The 24,603-nt window shown below is 60.2% G+C and carries 24 protein-coding genes; 9 read left to right on the top strand and 15 right to left on the bottom strand.

Annotated features, from left to right (window positions below):
- Positions 1-7: 7 nt before the first annotated feature.
- From sucD to B9Z37_RS07240, 4 genes are all read left to right on the top strand, one after another.
- On the top strand, positions 8-904 hold the full coding sequence (gene sucD, locus B9Z37_RS07255) for a succinate--CoA ligase subunit alpha (protein ID WP_090142737.1): 897 nt from the start codon (positions 8-10) through the stop codon (positions 902-904).
- Between the two features lie 130 nt (positions 905-1,034).
- Positions 1,035-1,751: a TerC family protein gene (locus B9Z37_RS07250; RefSeq protein ID WP_108312307.1), complete on the top strand. Its 717-nt coding sequence runs from the start codon at positions 1,035-1,037 to the stop codon at positions 1,749-1,751.
- Between the two features lie 65 nt (positions 1,752-1,816).
- Positions 1,817-2,299 carry a pilin gene (locus tag B9Z37_RS07245; RefSeq protein WP_108312306.1) on the top strand — a complete coding sequence of 161 codons (483 nt, stop codon included), beginning with the start codon at positions 1,817-1,819 and terminating at the stop codon, positions 2,297-2,299.
- Positions 2,300-2,360: 61 nt separating this feature from the next.
- Positions 2,361-3,839, top strand: coding sequence for a PglL family O-oligosaccharyltransferase (locus B9Z37_RS07240; protein ID WP_108312305.1), 1,479 nt, complete (start codon positions 2,361-2,363; stop codon positions 3,837-3,839).
- A 295-nt stretch (positions 3,840-4,134) separates the two neighbouring features.
- On the opposite strand, the gene B9Z37_RS07235 is transcribed toward B9Z37_RS07240, so the two are convergent.
- Positions 4,135-4,890, bottom strand: coding sequence for a hypothetical protein (locus B9Z37_RS07235; protein WP_108312304.1), 756 nt, complete (start codon positions 4,888-4,890; stop codon positions 4,135-4,137).
- A 169-nt stretch (positions 4,891-5,059) separates the two neighbouring features.
- On the bottom strand, positions 5,060-5,551 hold the full coding sequence (moaC, locus tag B9Z37_RS07230; protein WP_108312303.1) for a cyclic pyranopterin monophosphate synthase MoaC: 492 nt from the start codon (positions 5,549-5,551) through the stop codon (positions 5,060-5,062).
- Positions 5,552-5,674: 123 nt separating this feature from the next.
- Here moaC and B9Z37_RS07225 point away from each other — a divergent pair, with 123 nt between their 5' ends.
- Positions 5,675-7,183, top strand: coding sequence for a M48 family metalloprotease (locus B9Z37_RS07225; RefSeq protein WP_108312302.1), 1,509 nt, complete (start codon positions 5,675-5,677; stop codon positions 7,181-7,183).
- Between the two features lie 6 nt (positions 7,184-7,189).
- On the opposite strand, the gene B9Z37_RS07220 is transcribed toward B9Z37_RS07225, so the two are convergent.
- A complete protein-coding gene (locus B9Z37_RS07220; RefSeq protein WP_108312301.1) occupies positions 7,190-7,876 on the bottom strand; it encodes a TerC family protein in 687 nt (228 codons plus the stop codon).
- Positions 7,877-8,230: 354 nt separating this feature from the next.
- Between B9Z37_RS07220 and B9Z37_RS07210 the strand changes: the two genes are divergently transcribed.
- Positions 8,231-8,698, top strand: a complete 468-nt coding sequence (locus B9Z37_RS07210) for a DUF3717 domain-containing protein (protein ID WP_108312299.1) — start codon at positions 8,231-8,233, stop codon at positions 8,696-8,698.
- Positions 8,699-8,750: 52 nt separating this feature from the next.
- Here the strand turns inward: B9Z37_RS07210 and B9Z37_RS07205 are convergent, their stop codons facing one another.
- A complete protein-coding gene (locus B9Z37_RS07205) occupies positions 8,751-9,311 on the bottom strand; it encodes a YaeQ family protein (protein ID WP_108312298.1) in 561 nt (186 codons plus the stop codon).
- A 121-nt stretch (positions 9,312-9,432) separates the two neighbouring features.
- On the bottom strand, positions 9,433-10,833 hold the full coding sequence (purB, locus tag B9Z37_RS07200; RefSeq protein WP_108312297.1) for an adenylosuccinate lyase: 1,401 nt from the start codon (positions 10,831-10,833) through the stop codon (positions 9,433-9,435).
- Positions 10,834-10,952: 119 nt separating this feature from the next.
- Here purB and B9Z37_RS07195 point away from each other — a divergent pair, with 119 nt between their 5' ends.
- Positions 10,953-11,567 carry a glutathione S-transferase family protein gene (locus B9Z37_RS07195; RefSeq protein WP_108312296.1) on the top strand — a complete coding sequence of 205 codons (615 nt, stop codon included), beginning with the start codon at positions 10,953-10,955 and terminating at the stop codon, positions 11,565-11,567.
- A gap of 43 nt (positions 11,568-11,610) precedes the next feature.
- Here the strand turns inward: B9Z37_RS07195 and B9Z37_RS07190 are convergent, their stop codons facing one another.
- The 9 genes from B9Z37_RS07190 to B9Z37_RS07150 form a co-directional block, all read right to left on the bottom strand.
- Positions 11,611-12,045: a nuclear transport factor 2 family protein gene (locus B9Z37_RS07190; RefSeq protein ID WP_108312295.1), complete on the bottom strand. Its 435-nt coding sequence runs from the start codon at positions 12,043-12,045 to the stop codon at positions 11,611-11,613.
- A 20-nt stretch (positions 12,046-12,065) separates the two neighbouring features.
- The gene (locus B9Z37_RS07185; RefSeq protein ID WP_167394350.1) at positions 12,066-12,818 is read right to left on the bottom strand and encodes an SDR family NAD(P)-dependent oxidoreductase; all 753 of its coding nucleotides are present in this window, start codon (positions 12,816-12,818) and stop codon (positions 12,066-12,068) included.
- A gap of 110 nt (positions 12,819-12,928) precedes the next feature.
- Positions 12,929-13,522: a DUF3833 domain-containing protein gene (locus tag B9Z37_RS07180; RefSeq protein ID WP_108312294.1), complete on the bottom strand. Its 594-nt coding sequence runs from the start codon at positions 13,520-13,522 to the stop codon at positions 12,929-12,931.
- Positions 13,523-13,555: 33 nt separating this feature from the next.
- Complete coding sequence (locus B9Z37_RS07175; RefSeq protein ID WP_108312293.1) at positions 13,556-14,929, bottom strand: MFS transporter; 1,374 nt, start codon at positions 14,927-14,929, stop codon at positions 13,556-13,558.
- Positions 14,926-15,564: a chalcone isomerase family protein gene (locus tag B9Z37_RS07170; protein WP_240606645.1), complete on the bottom strand. Its 639-nt coding sequence runs from the start codon at positions 15,562-15,564 to the stop codon at positions 14,926-14,928. Before B9Z37_RS07170 ends, B9Z37_RS07175 begins: the two co-directional genes overlap by 4 nt.
- Positions 15,565-15,569: 5 nt before the next feature.
- Complete coding sequence (locus B9Z37_RS07165; RefSeq protein ID WP_407067224.1) at positions 15,570-16,817, bottom strand: class I SAM-dependent methyltransferase; 1,248 nt, start codon at positions 16,815-16,817, stop codon at positions 15,570-15,572.
- 29 nt (positions 16,818-16,846) lie between these two features.
- Positions 16,847-17,659 (bottom strand): DUF1365 domain-containing protein, encoded by an 813-nt coding sequence (locus B9Z37_RS07160; RefSeq protein ID WP_108312291.1) that lies wholly within the window; start codon positions 17,657-17,659, stop codon positions 16,847-16,849.
- Positions 17,656-18,975 (bottom strand): NAD(P)/FAD-dependent oxidoreductase, encoded by a 1,320-nt coding sequence (locus B9Z37_RS07155; RefSeq protein ID WP_108312568.1) that lies wholly within the window; start codon positions 18,973-18,975, stop codon positions 17,656-17,658. Before B9Z37_RS07155 ends, B9Z37_RS07160 begins: the two co-directional genes overlap by 4 nt.
- Positions 18,976-18,983: 8 nt before the next feature.
- Positions 18,984-19,589 carry a glutathione peroxidase gene (locus tag B9Z37_RS07150; protein WP_108312290.1) on the bottom strand — a complete coding sequence of 202 codons (606 nt, stop codon included), beginning with the start codon at positions 19,587-19,589 and terminating at the stop codon, positions 18,984-18,986.
- A gap of 88 nt (positions 19,590-19,677) precedes the next feature.
- On the opposite strand from B9Z37_RS07150, the gene B9Z37_RS07145 reads away from it, so the two are divergent.
- Positions 19,678-19,839: a DUF2256 domain-containing protein gene (locus tag B9Z37_RS07145; protein WP_108312567.1), complete on the top strand. Its 162-nt coding sequence runs from the start codon at positions 19,678-19,680 to the stop codon at positions 19,837-19,839.
- Positions 19,836-21,374: a cryptochrome/photolyase family protein gene (locus tag B9Z37_RS07140; RefSeq protein ID WP_108312289.1), complete on the top strand. Its 1,539-nt coding sequence runs from the start codon at positions 19,836-19,838 to the stop codon at positions 21,372-21,374. The genes B9Z37_RS07145 and B9Z37_RS07140 overlap by 4 nt, the downstream gene beginning before the upstream one ends.
- Positions 21,375-21,498: 124 nt before the next feature.
- Here B9Z37_RS07140 and B9Z37_RS07135 read toward each other — a convergent pair whose 3' ends face one another.
- Positions 21,499-24,594 carry an efflux RND transporter permease subunit gene (locus B9Z37_RS07135; RefSeq protein ID WP_108312288.1) on the bottom strand — a complete coding sequence of 1,032 codons (3,096 nt, stop codon included), beginning with the start codon at positions 24,592-24,594 and terminating at the stop codon, positions 21,499-21,501.
- Positions 24,595-24,603 lie beyond the last annotated feature (9 nt).

Here is a 24,603-nt window from a genome sequence, read left to right as displayed (position 1 = left end):
AACCGACATGTCGATCTACATCAACAAAGACACCAAAGTCATCACCCAAGGTATCACCGGCAAAACCGGTCAGTTCCACACTGAAAAGTGCCAGGAATACGCGAACGGCAAGAACTGCTTCGTCGCGGGTGTGAACCCCAAGAAGGCTGGCGAGTCCATCTTCAACATCCCAATCTACGCATCGGTCAAAGAAGCCGCCACGCAAACTGGCGCGACCGTGTCCGTGATCTACGTGCCACCAGCCGGTGCTGCCGCTGCGATCTGGGAAGCCGTTGAAGCTGACCTGGACTTGGCGATCTGTATCACCGAAGGCATTCCAGTCCGTGACATGCTCGAAGTGCGCAACAAGATGAAGGCCAAGGAAGCCGCTGGCGGCAAGCGCACGCTGCTGCTGGGCCCCAACTGCCCAGGTCTCATCACCCCTGACGAAATCAAGATCGGCATCATGCCCGGTCACATCCACCGCAAAGGCCGCATTGGCGTGGTGTCCCGTTCGGGCACTTTGACCTATGAAGCCGTGGCGATGTTGACCGAAGTGGGCCTGGGCCAGTCCAGCGCCGTCGGTATCGGTGGCGACCCGATCAACGGTTTGAAGCACATCGACGTGATGAAGGCTTTCAACGACGATCCAGACACCGACGCGGTCATCATGATTGGCGAAATCGGCGGTCCGGACGAAGCCGAAGCCGCCATGTGGTGCAAGGCCAACATGAAGAAGCCGGTTGTTGGCTTCATCGCCGGTGTGACTGCCCCTCCCGGCAAGCGCATGGGCCACGCAGGCGCCCTGATCTCTGGCGGTGCCGACACGGCCGATGCCAAGCTGGCCATCATGGAAGAATGCGGCTTCATCGTCACACGCAACCCCTCTGAATTGGGCAAACTGCTCAAAGCTCAGCTGAAGTAAACTTCAGGCCGCTTTAAATGGCGGCTGTGGTTAGCCACAATGCCAAAGCCGGATGTTCTGCGGGACAATCCGGCTTTCCGTTTTTTGAAATCATGATTCGTCGACTCAAGGTTGGCGTCAAAGGAACACCGTGGAAGAATTTCTGACCGCTCATTTCTGGTTCGCTGTGGGCCAGATCATCATGATCGACATCCTGCTGGGTGGCGACAACGCTGTGGTGATCGCGCTGGCTTGCCGCCAATTGCCCACCCACCAGCGCACCAAAGGCATTTTGTGGGGCACAGCGGGTGCCATCGTTTTGCGCGTCATCCTGATTTTCTTCGCACTCACCCTGTTGGCCATTCCTTTCCTCAAATTTGTGGGCGCACTTTTGCTGTTGTGGATCGGCGTGAAGCTGCTGACCCCCGACGAAGACGATGACCACAGCAACATCCAGGGCAGCGACAAGCTCTGGGGTGCGGTCAAGACCGTCATCGTGGCCGACCTGGTCATGAGCGTGGACAACGTGATCGCCATTGCCGGTGCCGCCCAAACTTCGGGCAACGCCGACCACCAGATGCCTTTGGTCATCTTCGGCCTGCTGGTCAGCATCCCGATCATCGTTTGGGGCAGCCAGTTGGTGCTCAAACTGATGGACCGCTTCCCGATCATCATCACGGCTGGTGGCATGCTGCTGGGCTGGATTGCGGGCACCATGATCCAGACCGACCCCGGCCTGATCAACTACATCCCGCAAGACAAAGCCTGGGGCTACGGTCTGGGCGTGGCGGGTGCTTTGCTGGTGCTGGCCTTGGGCAAGATCATCTTGGCCCGTCGCCCGGCGCACGCCGAAGACACAGCCTCTTGAGCTGAAAACAGGCGTTCGGTGGGTGAATGATTTACCATCGAAGGCCATTCACCAGGGGGAAAACCATGAAAAAAAACCAACACGGTTTGACATTGATCGAGTTGATGATCGTGATCGCGGTCATTGGCATATTGGGTGCGCTGGCGCTGCCGGCCTACCAGGACTACGCCATCCGGGCCAAGGCATCTGAGATGCTGCTGGCCACCAACGCTTGCAAAACCGCCGTCAACGAAGCCGTCAGTTCATCGTCCGAAGCCAATGTGGCTGCGATTTTGCCCAAGGTTTGCGAAAGCCAGGACAGCAAATATGTGAGCAGCGTGGCCGTGGACAGCAATGGCGTGATCACCGTGGTGGGCAAGCACGACGCCTTGCGCGGCAGCACCAGCGCATCGGCCAATGCCATCGCGTTGACGCCTCTGCAAACCGGCGATACGCCAGTCAACGGCAGCACCGATGGCGGTAAAACCATCTCGGGCTGGCGCTGCGGCCCTGCCAGCAGCAATGGCTTGCCGGTCAAGTACCTGCCCGCTTCATGCAAAGCGTCCTGAACGTCTTTTGCACACCCCAACGCCCTGCTGAACCCAGGGCGTTTTTCATGGTGACGACCGCATGTTGTTAAGCCCACCACGCACAAGCGCTTTCGGGGGGGCGACTTCGCTCCAGGCTTGGTTCTTGGGCGTGTTGATGGTGCTGCCTTGGATAGCGCCCTGGTCACCTTCGCCGCAAGCCAATACCGTGCCCTTGCTGGTCAGCTGGGCTTGCATCGGTTTGCTGATGCTGGGGGGCCAGCGCATCCAGCCACTGGACATCGCTCGCGCATGGGCTTGGGCCGCCCTGATCAGCAGCGTGATGGGGCTGATCCAGTACTTTGGCGCAGCGTCTGCGTTCAGTGCCTGGCTGCATGTGCCCGGCTTGGGCGAAGCCAACGCGAACTTGCGCCAGCGCAACCAGCTGGCCACCTTGCTGGGTATCGGTGTGCTGGCGGTACTGTGGTGGCAAGCCAACGGGCTCAAAACCCGGCATGCGCTGTGGATGCTGGCGTTGCTGGCCATTGGCAATGCCGCCACCACATCGCGCACAGGCTTGCTGCACATGCTGTTGATTGGCGGCTTGGTCACCTTCTGGGCCTGGCGCAGCCGTTTGCAAGCGTCGAAGCTGTCCGCGCGCTTGGTCTTTTGGGCATTGGCGGTCTACCTGCTGGCCAACTGGGCCCTGCCTTGGTGCTTGAGTGTGCTGTCCGGACAAGACGTCATCGATGCATTGACCCGCATGGGCCACAACGAAGGCTGTGGCAGCCGACGCGTGCTGTGGGCCAATGTGCTGGAGCTGATTGGCCAGAAGCCCTGGACAGGCTGGGGCTGGGGCGAGCTCAAATATGCGCACTACATCACAGCTTACGACGGCGAACCCGAGAAAAGGTTCTGCGAGATTCTGGGCAACGCCCACAACTTGCCTTTGCACCTGGCCGTGACTTTGGGGCTGCCTGCTGCCGTTGCTTGGGGTTTAGGCTTGCTGGCCGCATTGGCTTGGGCACGCCCTTGGTTGAGCCGTTTGCCCGAACACCAATTGGCTTGGTCGGTGTTGGCCGTGATCGGTTTGCACAGCCTGCTGGAGTTTCCGCTTTGGTATGGGCCGTTCCAAATGGCTGTGTTGCTGTGTGGCGTCTTGCTTTTGCCATCTACCTCCGGCGTGAAAGCACAGGCCTCACCATCCCTACAGCTGGCCGGAGGCTTGATCCTCGCGATGACCTGCCTGATGGGCGCGGACTACGCTCAAGCGCGTCAGATTTACATGCCAGCCCACCAACGCTGGCTTGTGTGGCGTGACGATCCATTGGGGGCCGCCCATCGCAGCTGGTTTTTCAGCCGATCAGCAACGTTTGCCGAACTGAGCATGACCCGCGTGACCCCAGAAAATGCCCCCTGGATACTGACCACCAGCCAAGACATGCTGCATTACTCACCCGAGCCCAAAGTGGTGCGCCAATTGATCATGAGTGCGCACATGCTTGGCAGGCAGGATTTGGTGAATCTGCATTCAGCAAGATGGCTTGCTGCGTTTCCGTCAGAGCCGCTGCCTGGGCATTGAGGGTCTCAGGTGGATCAGTGACAAGGCCGTGGAGTCAAGCTGAACCAGCCAAAGTTTACAAGGGAGACCACAAAGCACCGCCAGCCACCTTGAGTGGAAATGATCTGGCGCACACGCTAAGCACAAAAGACTGGAATTAAGCGCGAGATGCCGGCCACGATTTAACGTCTTGTTGACCGGTGACCGCCAGAGGGTTAGATTTATCTTCGCTCCCTTAGGCGTTGTGACGCTGCGCGGACGCATCGAACGACCTATTCTTTCATTTGAAGTATCAGCCCTGGCTCTGGTAGAGCCTCTACCGCGCTGTCAGACCAGCTGCATAAGTTTCCATTACCCGGCGTGCGTTTGCCTTTTGCGTCTCAAGTGGTGTTCCCGGCGTGACAGGCAGAACAAGGGCGAACTGAATCAGTCGCCCTGGCGTAGTGACGAATCTGCTCAAGCCCATGGTCGGAGTCTTGTCCGAATTAGCGGTCAATTTGAAACGCGCAGCCGGAAAGCAGGGAGACCCAATGCGGTTCGGTACGAAGATATCAAAGCCTTCACCCCACGGTGTATTTACACGCTCAAGTATTGGTTGAGCCGACGTACCTCGCAGGTTGTCACGTTCACCAGCTATCGCCGCTCCAAGTGCCTTTTGAGGTGTGTCGACCGACAAAGGAAGTTCTGTCACCATCAACGCCGCCACCGGATCATCCAGGTCGTTCGGCAAGAGCAGGACATAGTGGTCCACGACCTTCCGTCCACGGTCATCAAAAGCGAGCTTGACCGAGTTCACCGGCAACTCTGGAATGCTCGGAACAATGAATTCCATCTGCGAGTTCGGAATCCTCACGATACCTGTCCGTCCAACTTCGGCAGCGTCAGGGCTGCGGACACTCTCATGCGCCACAAAGCCATTACAAGAAAGCTGCTTTACCAGCCAGACCGATTTGGGTAAACCAGCCTCAACCGGTGCCTGTGCGTGAACTACGTGGCTAGCACCGAGGGCAATACATATAAGAAGACCAGCTTCAAAACCTGAAATCAAAGCACGCGGCAGGCGGAGCAACATTTATAGAATCTCAGTAAAAAATACAAGGTAATGTATTATGAAAAACCTTAAAAACAAACGGAAGAAGTCTGATAAATTCGACCTACCAATCTATGCAAGCAACTTGCTAGAACAGTTACACATGTGTGTGCGCTACTTGCAATTCAGTCTCAGAACAAGCAGCCATCACCTACTTCCCCGCCACAAAGCTCCCCGACTTGCCCCCATGCTTTTCCAGCAAGGTCACGCCGTTGATGGTCATGCCCCGGTCCACGGCTTTGCACATGTCGTAAATCGTGAGCAGGGCAACCTGCACAGCGGTGAGGGCCTCCATCTCCACGCCGGTCTGGCCCACGGTTTCTGCCGTGGCGGTGCAGACCACCGCGTTGTCTGCGCTCAGCACCTCAAATTCCACGGCCACACGGGTCAAGCCGATGGGGTGGCACAGCGGAATCAGGTCGCTGGTTTTCTTGGCGCCCATGATGCCGGCAATGCGGGCGATGCCCAGCACGTCGCCTTTTTTGGCGGTGCCCGACTGGATCAGTGCCAGCGTGGCGGGCAACATCTCGATGCGGCCGGTGGCCACGGCAATGCGGCGCGTGCTGGATTTGCTGCCCACGTCCACCATGTGGGCCTGGCCTTGGGCGTCAAAATGGGTCAAGACATCGGTAGACTGGGTCATGGCTGTGCTTGGTAAAAAACCATTTACAAAAGGTTGACAAGAATGGCGCATCATACGGCCACCAACAGGTCAATCCACGGGACGTCGATCACCTTGAAAAACATATTCCGCCCCTCTCAACTGATGCTGGTTTTGCTGCTGGGCACCTTGGGCCTACAGCCTGCCAGAACCCAGACCAACGCATTGCCCTCCCTGGGCAACAGCGAAGGCATCTCACTCAGTGCCGAGCGCAAACTGGGTGACCGCATTGCACGCGAGTTGTACCGCGACCCGGATTACCTGGAAGACCCGGTTCTGGACGAATACATTCAGCGCCTGTGGGCACCCTTGATCAAAGCGGCAGCGGCACGCGGAGAACTTTCACCCGATTTGCAAGAGCGTTTTGCGTGGCGCATTTTGCTGGGTCGTGATCGGTCGGTGAACGCGTTTGCCTTGCCCGGCGGCTATTTGGGTGTGCATTTGGGCTTGATCGCGGTGGTCGGCTCCAACGATGAACTGGCTTCTGTGCTGGCGCACGAGTTGAGCCACGTCACGCAACGCCACATTGCGCGGTCCATGGACGAGCAGGGCAAGATGACGCCCTTGGTCATTGGCTCGATGATTCTGGGGGCGCTGGCCATCAGCAAGAACCCGCAAGCCGCTCAAGGCCTGATCGTGGGTGGCCAGGCGGCTGCCATCCAGTCGCAGCTGAGCTATTCACGCGACATGGAGCGGGAAGCCGACCGCGTGGGTTTCGGCGTGCTGACCGATGCCGGTTATGACGCACAAGGCTTTGTGGGCATGTTTGCCAAACTGCAACAAGCCGCGGGTGTGAACGACAACGGCGCTTTTCCTTACCTGCGCAGCCACCCTTTGACCACCGAGCGCATCGCCGACATGCAGGCGCGCTTGCAGCTGGGCAGCAGCACTTCGCGTGCGCCAGCGGACTTGGCGCAAGCCATGCTGGCCGCCCGTGCGCGGGTGATGTCGCAAAACAGTGTGGAGGCCTTGAGAGCCTGGACACAAGACAGCAAGGCCACCTCGGCGCAGGCATCTGCTACGCAAAAAGCGGGGGCTTTGTACGCCGCCACATTGGCCCACTTGCAATTGCGCGATACAGCCGCCGCTGAACGCACATGGCAAACCCTGTCGCAATTTGTATTGCAAGCGGGACCGCAGGCCACAGACGCCAGTCGCTTGGTGACTTTGCTTCAGGCCGAAGTGGCCACCAAACAAGAGCGCTTTGGTGCTGCCCTGCAGGTGTTTCAGACTTTGGGTGGAAAAACCCCACAACGCCCGGAACTCTTGGCGACAGCGCAGGCTTTGCTGCGGCTTCCTGCGCATCCAATGCGCGCCGACATCACACGGCAGTTGCGCGAACAAGTCACCCAGGCACCGCACGATGGGCAAGCTTGGAACACCCTGGCCAGCATGCTGGCATTACAAGGCCAAACGCTGGCTTCGCTGCGCGCCGAGGGTGAAGCCCAGATGGCCCGCATGGACTGGTCGGGTGCCGTGGATCGCTTCAGGGCTGCGCAAGACTGGGCCAAAAACAACCGCCTGCAACCGGGCGACCACATTGAAGCATCGATTGTGGACACCCGGCTGCGGCAAGTACAAAGCCAGATCCGGGAGATGCAGGCCGAGCGCTGATGGGACTCAGCCTGCGCTGGCTTGCGTTTTGCGCGCAGTCAGCCAACCCGCGCCCAAGACTGCAACGACGGCCAACACATAAACAGCCCAACGCCAGACGGCCTGCGAAGGCGCGTCAAAAAAGCTGTCGAGCAAAGGCTCCGTCACCACCATCTTGGCGGCAGTGAACGCCAAAACGGCGGCACCCAACTGGATGATGATCGGGAACCGCTCGACCAGCTTGAGCACCACCGAGCTGCCAAACACCACAATCGGCACGCTGATCAACAAACCAATGATCACCAGGTCCCAAGCGCCGTGTGCAGCACCTGCCACACCCAAGACGTTGTCAACGCCCATCAAAGCATCGGCCACGACGATGGTTTTCATGGCGCCCCAAAAAGTGCTGGCCACGGGCCCGTGTTCGTCGTCGTTGCCCGTATCGGCCAACAGTTTGTAAGCCACCCAAAGCAAGCCCAAACCACCAGCCAGCATGAGGCCGGGAATCTGCAGAAGCCAGACCACGCCAATGGTCATGACGCCGCGCACGGCAATGGCACCCACGGTGCCCCAAAAAATGGCTTTCTTTTGCAAGTCGGCAGGCAAGCTGCGGGCCGCCAGAGCGATCACGATGGCGTTGTCACCCGCCAGTACAAGGTCAATCAAGATGATGGCCAGCAATGCCGACCACCAAGGTGCCGATAAAAATTCCATGGAAGACTCCGGTTCAATGTGTTGAACCTGCTTGGAGGGAGTCGGGAATGTGCAGACAGCAGACATGCCGTATGCAACAAGATCGACCCACCCTTGACAGGCTTGGATCGAAGGTCTTGCTCAGCAACAAGCTGGGCTTGTGCCTGGTAAACCGGAAGCTTGCGCTACGTATTGACGGCTTACCAAAACCGGGGCCCTTTGCAGGCCTCGGCAACAGGGAGCTACTCCCCTTCTGGACTGAATTAAACCTTATTTTTGTTTTACCTTTTAAGTTTTGGGGGAATTGACTGTTCACCCCACAAGCTTCTGATCGGGGTGAAGGCGCTATGATCGCCGACCTGCTCCTCACACACCATGGCCGGAATACACATCACCGACATCGAAGCCGCCATCAACCACTGGCGCATCAAGAACCCCTCACCCGATGGGGTCACATTGCCACGCGAACTGCGTGCGCTGGCCGAGGTGTATGCACTGATGGTTTATTACAAGCACGACCTGGCCGACGAGTTCACGCTGCCGCTGGCGGCAGCCGAAGCCTGGCAGGACTGGTACGCCACCACGCCCGACACGCCTTGCATTGCCATTTGTTCGACCAGCCAAGGCGATGAAACCTGCAAAGGCTGTGGCCGAAGTTTTGAAGAAGTGCAGCTGTGGACCGAGATGACCCCCGGTGAAAAACGCGCCGTATGGCACCGCATCACGGTCGACGGCACCTCGTGGCGTTTCAACAAATATGCCGAACGCGCCGCTGAAGAGCGCCATTGGGCCAAGGCGGCAGCGGAAGCGCAAAGCAAACTGGACCTGAAAGCTGCCGACTGAGGCATGGATCCCGGATCAAGTCCGGGATGACCTGTATCGCTGTGGGTTTACTTTACTTCCAGCGTTGCAGCTCGATGTGCACGCTGCCCTTGTCGCTGCTGAAGGTCACGCTGCCTTCTTGCACCGTGGCCTGCAATTGCATGCTGCGCTCGGCCAGCTGCGCCAGCTCTTGTGAACGCTCGGTGGGCACGCGCCAAACCTGCAGTTTGTCCAGTCGCGTCAGCTTGGTCTCGATGCCCTTCCACCAGACTTCAGCCGCGTGGTTGAAGCAATACAGCAACACTTCGTCGGCCTTCTGGCAGGCTTTCATGATCGGCTTGTCTTCGGGTTGACCGACTTCGATCCACATGCGGGTCTGGCCCGTGAAGTCGCGCAGGCTGACGTCCGGGTCATCCGGGTCGGACAAGCCCGCGCCAAAGGCCAGCTTGCCGTCGCCGTTGCACACGGCTTGCAGCTTGTAGGCGTTGATGGCCAGCGCCAGCAGGCGGATCATCATGCGCTCGTCGGTCTCGCTGGGGTGACGCGCCAGCGTGAGCTGGTGGTCTTCGTAATAGCTGTGATCGATGTCAGCGATCGACAGGTTGGCTTTGTAGATGGTGGATTTGAGGGCCATAGGACGTCCAGAACACGGTGAAGACCTGTTGGATGTCATCCCTGCGAAAGCGGGGATCCATCTTGGAAGCAGGTATAGACCCCCGTTTTCACGGGGGTGACAAAAACTTAAAACAACGACTTCAGACGCGGCGGGCCAGCTCGGCGGCCTTGCCGACATAACTGCCGGGTGTCATGGCGAGCAGACGGTCTTTGTCGGCTTGCGGAATCTCCAAGCCCAGGATCAGGCCATGCAGGTCCGCTGCCGTGACAGTCTTGCCGCGGGTGACTTCCTTGAGCTTTTCGTAGGCGCCCTGCACGCCATAGCGGCGCATCACGGTTTGGATAGGCTCGGCCAGCACTTCCCAGGCGGCGTCCAGATCAGCGGCCAAGGCTTCTTCGTTCAGCTCCAGTTTGTTCAAACCGGTCATGAGCGAGGCATAGGCCAGCGTGGTGTAACCCAGGCCCACGCCCATGTTGCGCAGAACGGTCGAATCGGTCAGATCACGCTGCCAGCGGCTGATCGGCAGCTTCTCGCTCAGGTGCTTGAGCACGGCATTGGCCAGGCCCAGGTTGCCTTCGGCGTTTTCAAAGTCGATGGGGTTGACCTTGTGCGGCATGGTGGACGAACCGATCTCACCCGCCTTGAGGCGCTGCTTGAAGTAACCCAAGCTCACATAACCCCAGATGTCGCGCGACAAATCGATCAGGATGGTGTTGGTGCGTGCCACGGCGTCGAACAACTCGGCCATGTAGTCGTGCGGCTCAATCTGGATGCTGTAAGGCTGGAAGGTCAGGCCCAGGCCCCATTGGCTGCTTTGGGTTTCGCTCAGCTCGGGCGTTTCTATGACTTTCTTCGAGAAAGCTTCCCAATCAAAGTCGGGCCAGGCCGACAGGTGGGCGTTGTAATTGCCCACGGCGCCGTTCATCTTGCCCATGAGCTTGACGGCGGCAATCTTTTCACGGCAGCCATTCAAGCGCATGACCACGTTGGCCATTTCCTTGCCCACGGTGGTGGGGCTGGCGGTCTGGCCGTGGGTGCGGCTGAGCATGGGCACTTCGGCAAAAGCGTGCGCCATCTCGCGCAGTTTGGCGATCAGGCCGTCCAGGCCCGGCAAGATCACCTGGGCGCGAGCACCCTTGATCTGCAAGGCGTGGCTGGTGTTGTTGATGTCTTCGCTGGTGCAAGCAAAGTGCACGAATTCACCCACATGCTCCAGCTCGGGGCGGTCCTTGAATTTGGACTTGATCCAGTACTCCACGGCCTTCACGTCGTGGTTGGTGACCTTCTCGAACTCTTTGATGGCGACCGCATCAGCCTCGGAAAAGTTCTTCACCAGCGCCGTCAGGTAACTGCGCGCACCCGGCGACAGGGGCTTGAACTCTGCAAACCCGGCATCGGACAAGGCAATGAACCAGGCAATCTCCACCTGCACGCGGCGGTGCATGTAGCCTTGCTCGCTCATCAGAGGGCGCAAGGCGTTGAGTTTGCTGGCGTAACGGCCATCCAGCGGCGAGAGGGCGGAAATAGGTGAAAAATTCATTCTTTGATTGTAATTCCCAGCGCCAAGGTGCCACGATGCGCATGGGCGTCAGTTTCTGTCAGTGACAGCGAGTCCAAACCTCTAGAATCAGCAGCCATCCTGCACCGACACATCCATTTATGAAACTCATCGGCTCCATCACCAGTCCCTATGTCCGCAAGGTGCGCATCGTCATGGCCGAGAAAAAACTGGACTACCAGTTTGTCACCGAAGATGTTTGGTCTGCACAGACCAGCATTCACGCCACCAACCCCTTGGGCAAGGTGCCGTGCTTGGTGATGGAAGGCGGTGAAGCGGTGTTCGACTCGCGGGTGATCGTCGAGTACTTGGACACCTTGTCGCCTGTGGGCAAGCTGATCCCCACAGCAGGTCGTGAACGCGCCGAAGTCAAAACATGGGAAGCCTTGGCCGATGGCCTGCTGGATGCGGCCTTGCTGGCCCGCATGGAAGCAGTCTGGACCGAGCGCCAAGAGAGCCAACGCAGCCAAGCCTGGATTGATCGCCAGTTGGACAAAATTCAACACGCTCTGCGTGCCATGAACAACGGTCTGGGTGACAAACCCTTTTGCTCCGGCATCCACCTGACATTGTCTGACATCGCAGTGGGCTGTGCCGTGGGCTATCTGGACTTCCGCTTCCCGCAAATCGACTGGCGCACGCCTTACCCCAACCTGCACAAGCTTTATGACAAGCTGGCGCAACGGCCGAGCTTTGTAGACAGTTTGCCGGGCTGATCGGCCTGCGGCAAACCACAAGGCCGAACAGACAACCGCGTCTTCAGCTGTTGGCCTGTTTTTTGAGCCAACGCATCAAGCCACCCACCAACGGCAATTTCTCATACAGTTCTTCCGCCGCGTCCCAATAGTCACGGTGCAAGGTCACCAAGCCTTGTTCATTGAAAGCCACATGGCTTGCGCCGCGCACGGTTTGCAAAGTGGTGGTGTCAAACCGCTTGAAGCGAAAACGGAACTCCCAGGTCAGAAAGGCTTGCGCACCATCGACCAACTGACCGGTGATGACGAAGTGCGGCTGGTCAAGTGCGCCGTACATGTGCCGAAAAATGCGCTCGATCTCAGGCAAGCCTTGCACCTCGTTGAAAGGGTCTTTGAACGTGGCTAGCGCATCGTAGAGCGTGTGCAGCTGCGACACGCTTTGGGGTGAAAGCGTTTCAAAAAATGTGGCCAGATTTTGCGTGACTTGTCGGGTGTCCATGAAAGACTTTCAATTCAGGCTTACAGGCCCGTGAATTTGCGCACCAATGGAAAATAAAGACGATAAGGCAGCAGGCGCAACAGCTTGAGCCACAGCGTGAAGCGCTTGGGAAAGTGGATGTCGAACTGGCCTTGGGCCCAGCCTTTGAGCATTTGACGCGCCGCTTCTTCGGGGCGGATGAGGGCAGGCATGCTGAACTGGTTTTGCGCGGTGAGCGGCGTGGCCACAAAACCCGGGTTCACCACACTCACGCCAATGCCCCGGTCCTGCAAGTCCATGTACAGCGTTTCAGCCAAGTGAGTGAGCGCCGCCTTGGTCGGGCCGTAGGCCAAGCCATTGGGCAGTCCGCGCCAACCCGCCACGCTGCTGAGCACGCTGATGTGCCCGCTTTGTCGAGCCAACATGGCAGGCAATACCGCATGGATGACTTGCAGGGCTCCTTGGTAATTGACCTTGTCGTGTTGCAGCAAGTCTTCCAAATTCATGGCTGTGGCACGTTGGGCACGGTAATAACCGGCGGCGTAAACGACCAAGTCCAGCGGGCCTTCGGCCAGAATGGCGCGTGCGGTAGCCTGGACGTCAGCGTGTTCGCCCACATCCAGTGCGCGCCACTGCACACCCGCATCTTGCGTGGCCCAATCCTGCACACCTTGCGGGTTGCGGGCCGAAATAACCACCTGTGCGCCAGCTGCACGCAACGCTTGCGCACAGGCCAGACCAATGCCCGTAGAAGCCCCAACCAGCCAAACGCGGCGACCATGCCAGTCGGTCATCGGTACATTCAATTGAAGCCAGCGGCGTACAGCGGCTTGCGGTATGGGCTGGGGGCTGACTTTTTGCAGCACGTTGGCTGCCGCATTGGAAGGTGTTGTTGCCATGCTGTTCACCCTGGCGTGGCCAGCAAAGGTGTGCGGCGTGTGAACGACAGGGTGACTTCGCCCAGCTTCACACCCCATTTGCTCATGGTGGCTTTGTTCAACATGACACGGTTTTCCATCAGGTACATCCAGTCGTCAAAGTCGACATGCCAAACTCGGCCGTCTACCGGCAAGGCCAACGTATAGCCCCAGCGAAAGGCATTGCCGCTGACTTGGCCCGAGGCCTCTCCCACCACGTCGTCGGCGCGGCCGGTATAGGCACCGTTCGGCCCGGCCTTGAGCCTCCAGATGCGGCGTTGCTTCGTCCCGTCCGAATACACAAAGGCTTCGTCCAGCACGCCTTCGTCACCGTTCCAGCTGCAGTCCATGACCACCGTGAAGCGCTTGACCACCTGACCGCTTCGGTCGGTGAACACGCCCCAAGCGTCGATGGTGCCAGTGAAGTAGGTGCGCAAGTCCAGTTGCGGTTTTTCCTGCGCGTACTGTTGCACCTGCGGTCCGGCACAGCTGGCCAAGAACGGCGTGGCTGCGACCACGGGCAAAGCGGCCAAACGGGTCAAGACAGAACGGCGGTGAATCAGGGCGTTGTTTGGGCTCATGGTGGGCTCCAGTTATCGAATGTCAAAGTGGCTTCATGCCGAAAGGTGCGCCGAAGGATGGGCGGCATCAGGCCCGGAAATCAAATCAGGTCGGCGCATCAAGCCCACATACAAAGCCAGCCCGGCCAGAAGCTTGAGCACGCAAGGCAGCAGGCCGTAGGCCAGGCCCAGCGCCAGCACAGCGTTGGCGTCTTGTTGGCCCGGGACATAACCCCAAAGACCCAGCAAAGGCAGCGACAAACCTGCCGCCAAGGCCAGATTCAGTTTGGTGGCCAGATTCCACCAGCCCATGAAAGCGCCGTCTGTGCGACCCCGCTCGCCGCAGCGATCAATCAGCTGATTGAGCAGGGCACCGGGCACTGTGAGGTCGACCCCCAAGGCCATGCCCGACACAGCGCACACCACCAAAAAAGCGGTGGTGTCGCCTGCGCCCAACATGACCACGCTGATGAACGCCAGCACCGACAAAGCCATGCCGCTGGCCCAAGTGCGCAGCAAACCGATGCGGTCAATCACCTTGAGCCACAGTGGAAACGACAGCGCCCCGGCGGCGAAATACAAACCCAGAAACAAAGGCTCCATGGCCTTGGGCGCTTGCAAGCGGTCTTGCACAAAAAACAACACCAGCGTCGCAGGCACCGCACTGGCCAAACCGTTGAGCATGAACACCATCAGCAGGCGGCGAAAACCCGCGTGCCGCCAGGGCTGCCAGAGGCTGGTCGTGTCATTCACAACACGAGCTGACTGACCTGCGTTCAAGGCCGTGGCGCCAGGGGCTGCGGGCCCTTGTGCAACCCTGCGTACCGTGCGTTGCCAGCTGAGCAAGCCCAGCGCCAACATGAGCGCCAGCAAAGCGGTGGTCAGCCCCCAACCCCAGAAGGCGGGCAGGGCAGATGCCAGCAACACACCCAGCAAAGCAAATCCTTCGCGCCAGGCCACCCAGCGGCTTTGCGCCAAGCCACCACCGCCCTGCCTTGCGGCCCAAGCTTGGTGCAAGATGCACAAACCACTGTAGGCCAAGTGGCTGAGGGTGAGCGCTGCGCCCACCCACACCAGCAAGGCCATGGGTGACAGCGCCGCCGCAGGCGGGAAAAACAAGGCCACAAACCCCAGCGCCACAGCCAACGCCAGGCACATCGACGCCAGCCACACGGCACGCCATGAATGGCGGTACAAGCGGTCACCCCAGCGACCAAGCCACGGGTCCACCACGGCATCAATGCTGCGGCTGAACAAGAGCACCCCACCCAAAGCCGCCAGCGGCACGCCGTATTGTTGGGCGTACAAATTGGGCAGATGCACATAGACAGGCAAGGCCACAAAGGCGAGCGGAAAGCCCAACAAACCATAAGCGGCAAAGGCCTGACGTGACAACACCGGATCGCCCATCGAGGTCGCTGTATTCATGGCTGCAGGCCTTGCAGCAACTGCGCACGCATCTTGGGCTCGGACGTGCGTTCATCGAGCCAGATGCCAAAAAACAAGCGCGCAAAAGCAGGGTCTTTCACCATGCCCACGCGCAGGCCATTGACCCAAAATTCCGCGCCTTCTCCCGGCAAATTCACGCCCGTGATGCGTTCTCCCGCCCCCACGTTGGGAAACAACTCACGCATGGCCGCCAGCCAGCTGTGCGCTTGGGCATCGCTGAAACTGCCCACGCGCCGCATTTCATCGATCGATCGGCTGGCGATGGCCGCGCCTTCGAGGCGACGCAGGTATTGCAGCTCCAACGCAAACAGGTGCTGCGCAGCTTGGCTGTGGCGAAAACCATGAGGCGTCCACAAACGCGCGTCATAGACCTCAAACCCCCAGACACGCAAACGCACAGGTGCTGTGGGAACGGCACCTCGAAGGGCCGCAACTTCAGGCCGGCTGTACTGGGCATTCGGGTTGGCCACGCTGTTGACTTGGGCCTCGGCCATGTTGGTGTTGGCAGGGGCTTGCGCCTGCGCAACACCCGACACCATCGCCCACGCGAACACACACGGGCAACAACGCAGCCACAGCGGCATCGCTTCAAAGGGCGTGGTCTGCGCGTGCATGTGCATCAAGCCGGTTTGACCAAGGTGAACTGCACCACATCAATGTTGGCCTCATCGAACGCGGCTTCGCAGTACGCCAAGTAAAAGGCCCACAGGCGGATGAAGCGATCGTCAAATTTCAGGGTCCGCACAGTGTCCTGTTGCACCATAAAGCTCTCGCGCCAGCGGCGCAGGGTTTCGGCGTAGTCGGGGCCAAAGTTCAGCTCGTCCACCACCTGCAGACCAGCGGCTTGTGCCTGTTTGCGGAACTCACTGGGGCTGGGCAGGCAGCCGCCCGGAAAGATGTACTGCTGGATGAAGTCAGTGGAATTCAAATAACGCTCGAACAGCGCGTCGTCGATGGTGATGCTCTGGATACAGGCGCGGCCACCGGGCTTGAGCAAACGGCTCACCGTCTGGAAATAGGTGGGCCAATATTCCTGGCCCACGGCCTCGATCATCTCGATCGAGCAGATCGCGTCGTACGGCCCATCGTCGATGTCGCGGTAGTCTTGCAAGCGCAAATCGGCCCGCTGCTGCACGCCGTGGGCTTGCATGCGGGTCTGGGCAAAAGCCAGCTGCTCGGTCGACAGCGTCACGCCCGTGATGTGGGCACCAAACTCGGTGGTGGCCGATTCGGCCAAGGCGCCCCAGCCGCAACCGATTTCCAGCACGCGGTCACCCGGCTGGACATTCACCATGCGCAGAGCGCGGCGCACTTTGGCTTTTTGGGCCTCGGCCATGTCTTGCGTGTGGTCGCCTTCAAACCAGGCCGACGAATAATTCATCGTGCCGTCCAGCCACAGCTCGTAAAAAGCATTGCCCAGGTCGTAATGCGCGTGGATGTTCTTGCGGCTGTTGCTGCGGTTGTTGCGGTTGAGCAGGTGCTTGACGCGGTAGACCAGTCGTCCCAGCCAGTGGCCATAAATCGCGCCCTCAATTTGCGTGCGGTTGGCGATCAACAGGCGCAGCAAAGCGGCCAGATCGGGTGTGTCCCAATCACCCGCCATGTAGCCTTCGGCAAAGCCGATGTCGCCCGACTTGAGCACCTCGGCGCACACCGACCAACTGTGAATGTGCAAAGCTGCAAACGGGGCCTCGTGCGTGCCAAACACCTGAAAATTGCCATCGGGTGCGTGCAGGGTGAGGGTGCCGATTTTCAGTCGGGTGAGCAAGCCCAGCAAACGCGTGGCGGCTTTGGGCAAGCTGGCGTGCGGGATGTGCGCTGCGGCGCTGGATGCCCCCAGGGCGGTGGCTTGGTCAATGGTCTTCATCGTGGTGGGCATCCGGTGGGGTCCAGTGTTCATCGGGTCACAAAATCGCGGGGAGGTTCGGGCTTGCGCCAAAACGGTACTTTTTTCAGCCACAGCAAGAGCGCATGCCAATGGATGCGTGCCACCACCCCCAATGTGAGCAGCGGAAAGCGCCACACCACGCGGCGCAAAGCGCCTGCGGTGGCGGGCTCCAGCACGCCGCTCCAGCTCGTGTCAATCAGCGGGCCATCGGCGTCAGCGTGGTCCACACGCGCCACGATGCGGTCTTGGCCATTGTGTTGCGTGCGCATGAAACGGAATCGGTACTCCCCTTGCACATCGCAAAAGGGCGAAACATGAAAAACCTTGTGGGCCAGGATCGTCTGGCCGTATTGCGGCTCAGGCAGCAGGTAGCAATGGCGCTCGCCAAAGGTGTTGTTTACCTCGGCCACGATGGCGGCCAGTCTGCCGTCGGCGCGGTGCGCATACCAAAAGCTCACGGGCTTGAAAGCATGGCCCAGCACCCGCGGAAAAGCCTGCAGCCAGACCTCGCCTGTGGCATCTTGGATGCCCTCTCGCTGCAGCAATTCGTCCAGCCAAGCCAGCGCCCCGCCAGTCTCGGCCGGGCGGCCATCCCCGTGGTCGGCGTCATGGAAGGCGAACCAGGCGGGGCGGTTGATGGCCAATGCAGTCGGTTCACATTCGCGTGCGGGAGCGAGCCCCTGCTCGCGAATGCCTGCAAACGCCAAGCTGCGCATCGGCAACATCAAGAAAGCGGTTGGATAGACGAACGCATGGTGGGCAGGGCGGTGCCGCGTATGACGCACCTGGCCCCAGCCGATGAGCGCGGTGGCTGGCTTCATGCGGCCAACGGGTCCTGAACAGCGCTGCCTTGCTCGTGAACTTGCTTGAGCAAGGCACGCCCCACTTGCAGACCAGACTTGAGGCCGTCTTCGTGAAAGCCATAACCTGTCCAGGCTCCGGCGTACCAAGTGTGGCGCTGACCTTGCAGCAAGGGCACGCGCTTTTGTGCGTCGATGGCTTTCAGGTCAAACACCGGGTGGGCGTAGTCGTACTCGCCCACGATGGTGGCGGGGTCTATCGCCTGCAGCGGGTTGAGCGAGACCACCACGGCTTGCTGAAACGGAATGCGTTGCAAGCGGTTGAGCAAATAGTGCAGACACACCCGAGAAGACTCACGCTCGGTGCTGGCAGCGCGCTCGTAGTTCCAGGCGGCCCAGGTCTTGGAATTGGCGGGCAAGACGCTGGCATCGGTGTGCAGCACGGCGCGGTTGTCTTGGTAGCGGATGGCCCCCAGCACGCTGCGCTCGTCACCCGAGGGTTCGCGCAACAGGCCCAGCGCTTGGTCGGTGTGGGTGGCGATCACCACTTCATCAAAGCGCTCGGCGTGTCCATCGGTGATGACGCGAACACCTTGTTCATCGCGCTCGATCAGGCGTACCGGCGTGTTCAGGCGCTTGTCGTGCACGACCGCCAAAATCTTCTCAACGTAGTTGCGGGCACCGCCCACCACGCTAAACCATTGCGGGCGGTTGGTCACCTGAATCAGGCCATGGTTGTGGCAAAACCGGATCATGGTCGCCACCGGAAACTGCAGCATCTGGTCGGTCGGGCAACTCCAAATGCAGCCCAGCATGGGCAGGAAATACCAGTCGCGAAACGGCTCGCTGAATTTGTGAGTTTTCAAAAATTCACTCAAGGGCTGCTGCAACTCTTTCTCGCGCTGCTCTTTGGCGATGCGGGTGCACAGCGCATTGAAGCGCATCACGTCGGCAAGCATGCGCCAAAAGCGTGGGTTGACCAGGTTGCGGCGCTGCGCGAACACGCTGTTCAAGTCGGTACCGCTCCACTCCAGGGCTTTGCCGTTCAGAGCGCCCGGCACCTTGACCGAAAACGACATGTCGGACGGCGCGGTCTCCACGCCCAGCTCGGCAAACAGGTTGATCAGGTTGGGGTAAGTGCGTTCATTGAATACCAGAAAACCCGTGTCCACGCCATGCGTGACCGGGCCTTGCGGTGTGGGCAGCGTCACGTCCACCGTGTGGGTGTGGCCACCAAAATAATCGCCCGCCTCGAACACGGTGATGTCGGCGTGGTCTTTCAAGGTGTGGGCCACGGCCAAGCCGGAAATACCCGAACCCACGATGGCCAGTTTCATGCGCGGCTTCATGGCTTGGCTTTCAAGGCTTTGTCGATGGCCGACAGCAGGGTCTTGCTTTCAGGTCCGGTCATGCTGCTGTATTGGTCAATCACCTTGCCATCGCGGCCGATCAGGTATTTGTGAAAGTTCCAGCGCGGCTTTTGCCCGGTTTGTGCAGTGAGCTGTTTGAACAGGGGCGCTGCACCCTCGCCCGTGACCTGGGTTTTGGTGAACATTGGGAACTTCACGCCGAAGGTGCTTTCGCAAAAGGCGGCAATGTCCTTGTTGCTGCCTTTTTCCTGCGCAAAGTCGTTGGATGGAAAGCCCAGCACCACAAGGCCCTGGTCTTTGTACTGGGTGTTCAGGGCTTCCAGGCCTTTGTATTGCGAGGTAAAACCGCAAAAGCTGGCGGTGTTGACCACCAGCACCACCCGGCCCGCGTATTGGCACAGCGACTGGGGCTTTTCGTCTTGCAGGCGGTCGAAGCTGTGGTTCAGGATGGCCGGGCAGACCGCTGTCTGGGCAGCCGCTTGTGGGTTGGCCTGAGCCATGTCCAATCCCAAGCCCAGCACGGCGGCCAACACAGCCATCAGCAGGCTGCCGCCCCATTGTTTTACCCAAGAGTGATTCATTTGCACTTTAAAATCTATTTTGTGACCAGTCAGTTTAAACTTGTTTATGCACCTTGTCACGCCAGCCCCTTTTTCATTGGAGAAGCGCATGCCCAAACCCTCGGGTTTCAAAGGGAACAAACAGGATTTGCCGCAAAAACCCTGCGCGGTATGTGGCCGCCCCATGAGCTGGCGCAAAAGCTGGGCCAAAAACTGGGACAGCGTGCTGTATTGCAGTGACCGCTGCCGCGCCGCCAAAGGCAAGGCATGACACGCCATCTGATCTTGGTGCTGGGCGACCAATTAGGTTGGGACAACCCGGCGTTTGAAGACTTTGACCCGGCGCAAGACCGTCTGCTGATGATCGAGGCCGACAGCGAAGCGGGCGAAGTCTGGAACCACCAAGCCCGCATCGCGCTGTTTTTGTCGGGCATGCGGCACTTTGCCAACGAAGCACACCGCCGCCGCTGGCCTTGCGTATACATGAAGGTAGACGACCCGAGCCTGCCCGGTGACTTCGCTGGGCGGCTCGCCCACGCCCTGCACACTCACCAACCGAAGGCGCTGGTGGTCATGGAAACCGGGGCCTGGCGCATGGAGCAACTGATTGATAGCGCCGCCGAACACGCCCAAGTGCTGCTGCGCTGGGTGAATGACACGCACTTTTTGTGCAGCCGGGCCGAGTTTGCCAAGTGGGCAGGCGACAAAAAAGAACTTCGCATGGAGTTCTTTTACCGCGAGATGCGCAAGCGCCACGGCATCTTGATGGAAGGCAAAGAGCCGATTGGCGGGCAATGGAACTACGACGCAGAGAACCGCAAAGGCTTTGGAGCCAAGGGCCCCGGCACGGTGCCCCCGCCCGCCCGTTTTGCGCCCGACCGCGTGACGCAAGACGTGATCTCGCTGGTGCAAACACGCTTTGCAGGGCACCCCGGCACGCTGGACCACTTTGCCTGGCCTGTGACCCGCGAAGACGCGCTGGTGGCTTTGCAGCACTTCATCGACCAGCGCCTGGAAAACTTTGGTGCCTGGCAAGACGCCATGTGGACCACGCTGCCTTTTGGCTGGCACGCGCTGGTGGGCAGCAGCCTGAACCTGCATTTACTGAACCCGCGTGAAGTGATCACCGCCGCCGAACAGGCTTATCACGAACGGGGCTTGCCGCTGGCCAGCGTGGAAGGCTTCATCCGCCAGGTGCTGGGCTGGCGCGAGTTCATCCGTGGTGTGTACTGGCTGGACATGCCGCACCTGGCAGAGGCCAACCACTACGGCCACACCCGCGACCTGCCCAAGTGGTACTGGACAGGCAACACCCACATGGCCTGCATGCAAGCGACTATTGGCCAAAGCCTGCAACACGGTTATGCCCACCACATCCAGCGGCTCATGGTCACGGGGCAATTTGCGGTGTTGGCGGGCCTGTCACCCCAGCAGGTCAGCGCTTGGTACCGCGCGATGTACGTGGACGCGGTGGAGTGGGTGGAGACGCCCAATACCCTAGGGATGGCGCTGCACGCCAACGGCGGGCGTTTCACCAGCAAGCCCTATGTGGCCAGCGGCCAATATGTGAGCCGCATGAGCAACTACTGCAAAGGCTGCCGCTACCAGCCCGAGGTGCGCACCGGCCCCAGCGCCTGCCCCATGACCACTTTGTATTGGGATTTTTTAATCCGCCACGAACAAGCCTTTGCAGGCAACCCGCGCACCGCGCTCATGGTCAAGCATGTGGGCAAGATGAGCGAGGAGGACAAGTCGCAGATTCGGGCGCAGGCAAATGCCACACGGGAAGGGTTGGATGGGATGTGAACAAGCCCTGGCCATTCACACACCTTCTGGCCATTCCTACGCCCTCTTGTCATCCCTGCAGCTCTTGTCATCCCTGCACCCTCTTGTCATTCCTGCGAAGGCGGGAATCCATCTCTGATGAGGCTCACCTTCCGGTCAGCCTGGCATACATCCGCCCCACCCACTGCCCCAAATCGTCCAGATAAGTGAACACCACAGGCACCACCAGCAAGCTGAGCACGGTGCTGGTGAGCAGGCCGCCGATCACGGCAATCGCCATGGGCGAGCGAAAACTCGCGTCCGCCGCGCCCCAGCCCACGGCAATGGGCAGCATGCCCGCACCCATGGCGATGGTGGTCATGACAATCGGCCGGGCGCGTTTGTGGCACGCGTCCAGAATGGCATCCCAGCGGCTCATGCCGGGCACGGCAGGGTGGCCGTCGGCGGCGGGGTGACCGCGCCGCGCTTCAATCGCGTACTCCACCAGCAAGATCGAGTTTTTTGTCGCGATGCCCATGAGCATGATGAGACCAATGAGCGAGGGCATGGAGAAGCTTTTTTGCGCGATCAAGAGGCCCACAAACGCGCCACCCAGCGACAGCGGCAGCGCCGCCAAAATCGTGATGGGGTGCAAGAAGCCTTTGAACAGCAGCACCAACACGATGTAGATGCACAGCACGCCGATCAACATGGCCAGGCCAAAGCTGGCAAACAGTTCGCCCATGACTTCGGCGTCGCCCACCTCCACCACCTTCACGCCCGGCGGCAGGCTTTGCAGCGCGGGCAGCTTTTGCACCGCAGCTGTCACGTCGCCCAAGGGCATGCCCGACAGCTCGATCTCGAAGTTGATGTTGCGCTGGCGGTCATAACGGTCAATCACCGCCGGGCCACCCGCCACCTCGATGCTGGCCACCTGACCCAGCATGACCGGGCCACGGCTGCCCGGCACCATCAGGCGCTCGAGTGTGCTCAGATCATGCCTCGACTCGTCACCCAGTTTCACGACGATGGGCACCTGACGCTCCGACAAATTGAGCTTGGGCAGGGCCGCGTCGTAGTCGCCCAAAGTGGCCACACGCAAGGTGTCGCTGATGGCGGCGCTGATTACGCCCAAATCGGCGGCTTTGGCAAAGTCGGGGCGCACCGCGATCTCGGGGCGCACCAAGCTGGCCGTCGATGCAATGGAGCCCAAGCCTTGGATGGTGCGCAGGTCACGCTCCACCGCCATGGCGGCGGTTTGCAGGGCCTGCGGGTCTTCGCCGGTGAGCACCAGCACGTATTTCTCGCCCGAGCCGCCCAAGCCCACCTTGCTGCGCACGCCAGGCAGTTGTTGCAGCGCGGTACGGATGTCGTTTTCAATCGTTTGCTTGCGCGGGCGTGTGCCGCGTTCGCTCAGCTGAATGGTGAGCGTGGCCTTGCGCACCTCGGCCGCGCCACCGCCTGCAAACGGGTCACTGCCTGCGCTGCCGCCGCCAATGGTGGTGTAGACGCTCTTCACGTCGTTCACCGTCATGAGCAGTGTGCGGGCGTGTTCGGCACTGGCCTGGGTTTGCGCCAAAGTCGAACCCGGTGGCAGCTCCACATAAACCTGGGTTTGCGAGTTGTCGTCTGGCGGGATGAAACCCTTGGGCAACAAAGGCACCAGCATGATGGAGCCGATGAAAAACAGCGTGGCCAGCACCATGGTGACCAGGCGGTGCTTCATGCACCAAGTGGCCCAGACCATGTAGCGCTTGAGCCAGCCGGGTTCGTGCGCGGCGGTGACGATGGGCTTCAAGATGTACGCCGCCATCATGGGCGTGAGCACCCGCGCCACCACCAGCGAGGCAAACACCGCGAGCGACGCAGTCCAGCCAAACTGCTTGAAGAACTTGCCCGGAATGCCACTCATGAACGCCGTGGGCAAAAACACCGCGATCAGGGTGAAGGTGGTGGCGATCACGGCCAGACCAATTTCATCGGCCGCTTCCATCGCCGCCTGGTAGGGCGACTTGCCCATGCGCAAATGGCGCACGATGTTTTCCACTTCCACAATCGCGTCGTCCACCAGCACGCCGATCACCAAGGACAGCGCCAGCAAAGTCACCACGTTGATGGAACAACCCAAATACGCCATGCCAATGAAGGCCGGGATGACCGACAGCGGCAATGCCACGGCAGACACAAAGGTGGCCCGCCAGTCGCGCAAGAACAGCCACACCACCAGCACCGCCAAAATCGCGCCTTCGTAAAGCAGCACGAGTGAGCCGTCGTATTCCTCTTCCACCGGGGTCACGAAGTCGAAGGACTCGGTGATCTCGATGTCCGGGTTTTGCAAGCGGTAGTCGGCCAGCGCTTGACGCACCAAGCGGCCCACGGCCACCTCGCTCTCGCCTTTGCTGCGCACCACCTCAAAGCCGACCACGGGCACACCATTGAGGCTGGCCGCAGACCGCGCATCGGCCAGCGTGTCGCTCACCGTGGCCACTTGGTCCAGGCGAACACGCCCACCTCGCGATGTGGCCAGCTCAATTTGGCCCACCTCTTGCGCCGTTTTGACCGTAGCCAAAGTGCGCACAGGCTGCTCGCCCGCGCCCAAATCCATGCGCCCGCCCGAGCCTTCTTGCTGCACCTGTTTGAGCTGGCGCGACACTTCGGCCGCCGTGATGCCGAGCGATTGCAAGCGGTTCACATCGAGCGCCACACGCACCTCACGCGTCACGCCGCCCACGCGGTTGACCGCGCCCACACCGCGCAGCGACAAGAGTTTGCGGGTGATCTCTTTGTCCACCAGCCAAGACAGGGCCTCGTCGTCCATGCGCGACGAGCGCAGGGTGTAGGCCAGCACGGGCGAGCCGGCCAGGTTGAGCTTTTGCACCACCGGGTCGCGCAGGTCGCCAGGCAAATCGGCCCGCACGCCCTGAATGGCCGAACGCACATCGTCCACCGCCTCCTGGCTGGGCTTTTCCATGCGGAACTCGGCGGTGATGGACACCACGCCGTCTTGCACCTTGGTGGTGATGTGTTTGAGGCCTTGCAGCGGCGCCAGCGCGTTTTCGAGCTTGCGGGCCACATCGGTCTCAAGCTGCGAGGGTGCAGCGCCAGGCAGGCTGGCGGTCACGGTGATGGTGGGCACGTCCAGGTCTGGAAAGTTTTGCACCTTCATGGACCCAAAGGCGATGAAGCCCGCCACCGTCAGCAGCACAAACAGCATGACGGCGGGAATGGGGTTGCGGATCGACCAGGAAGAGACGTTGAGCATGGCGTCCCT

This window comes from Limnohabitans parvus II-B4, from assembly GCF_003063455.1.
Taxonomy (GTDB): Bacteria; Pseudomonadota; Gammaproteobacteria; order Burkholderiales; family Burkholderiaceae_C; genus Limnohabitans_A; species Limnohabitans_A parvus.
Note: the sequence above shows the minus strand (reverse complement) of the source record. Positions and strands in the feature narration are given on the sequence as shown.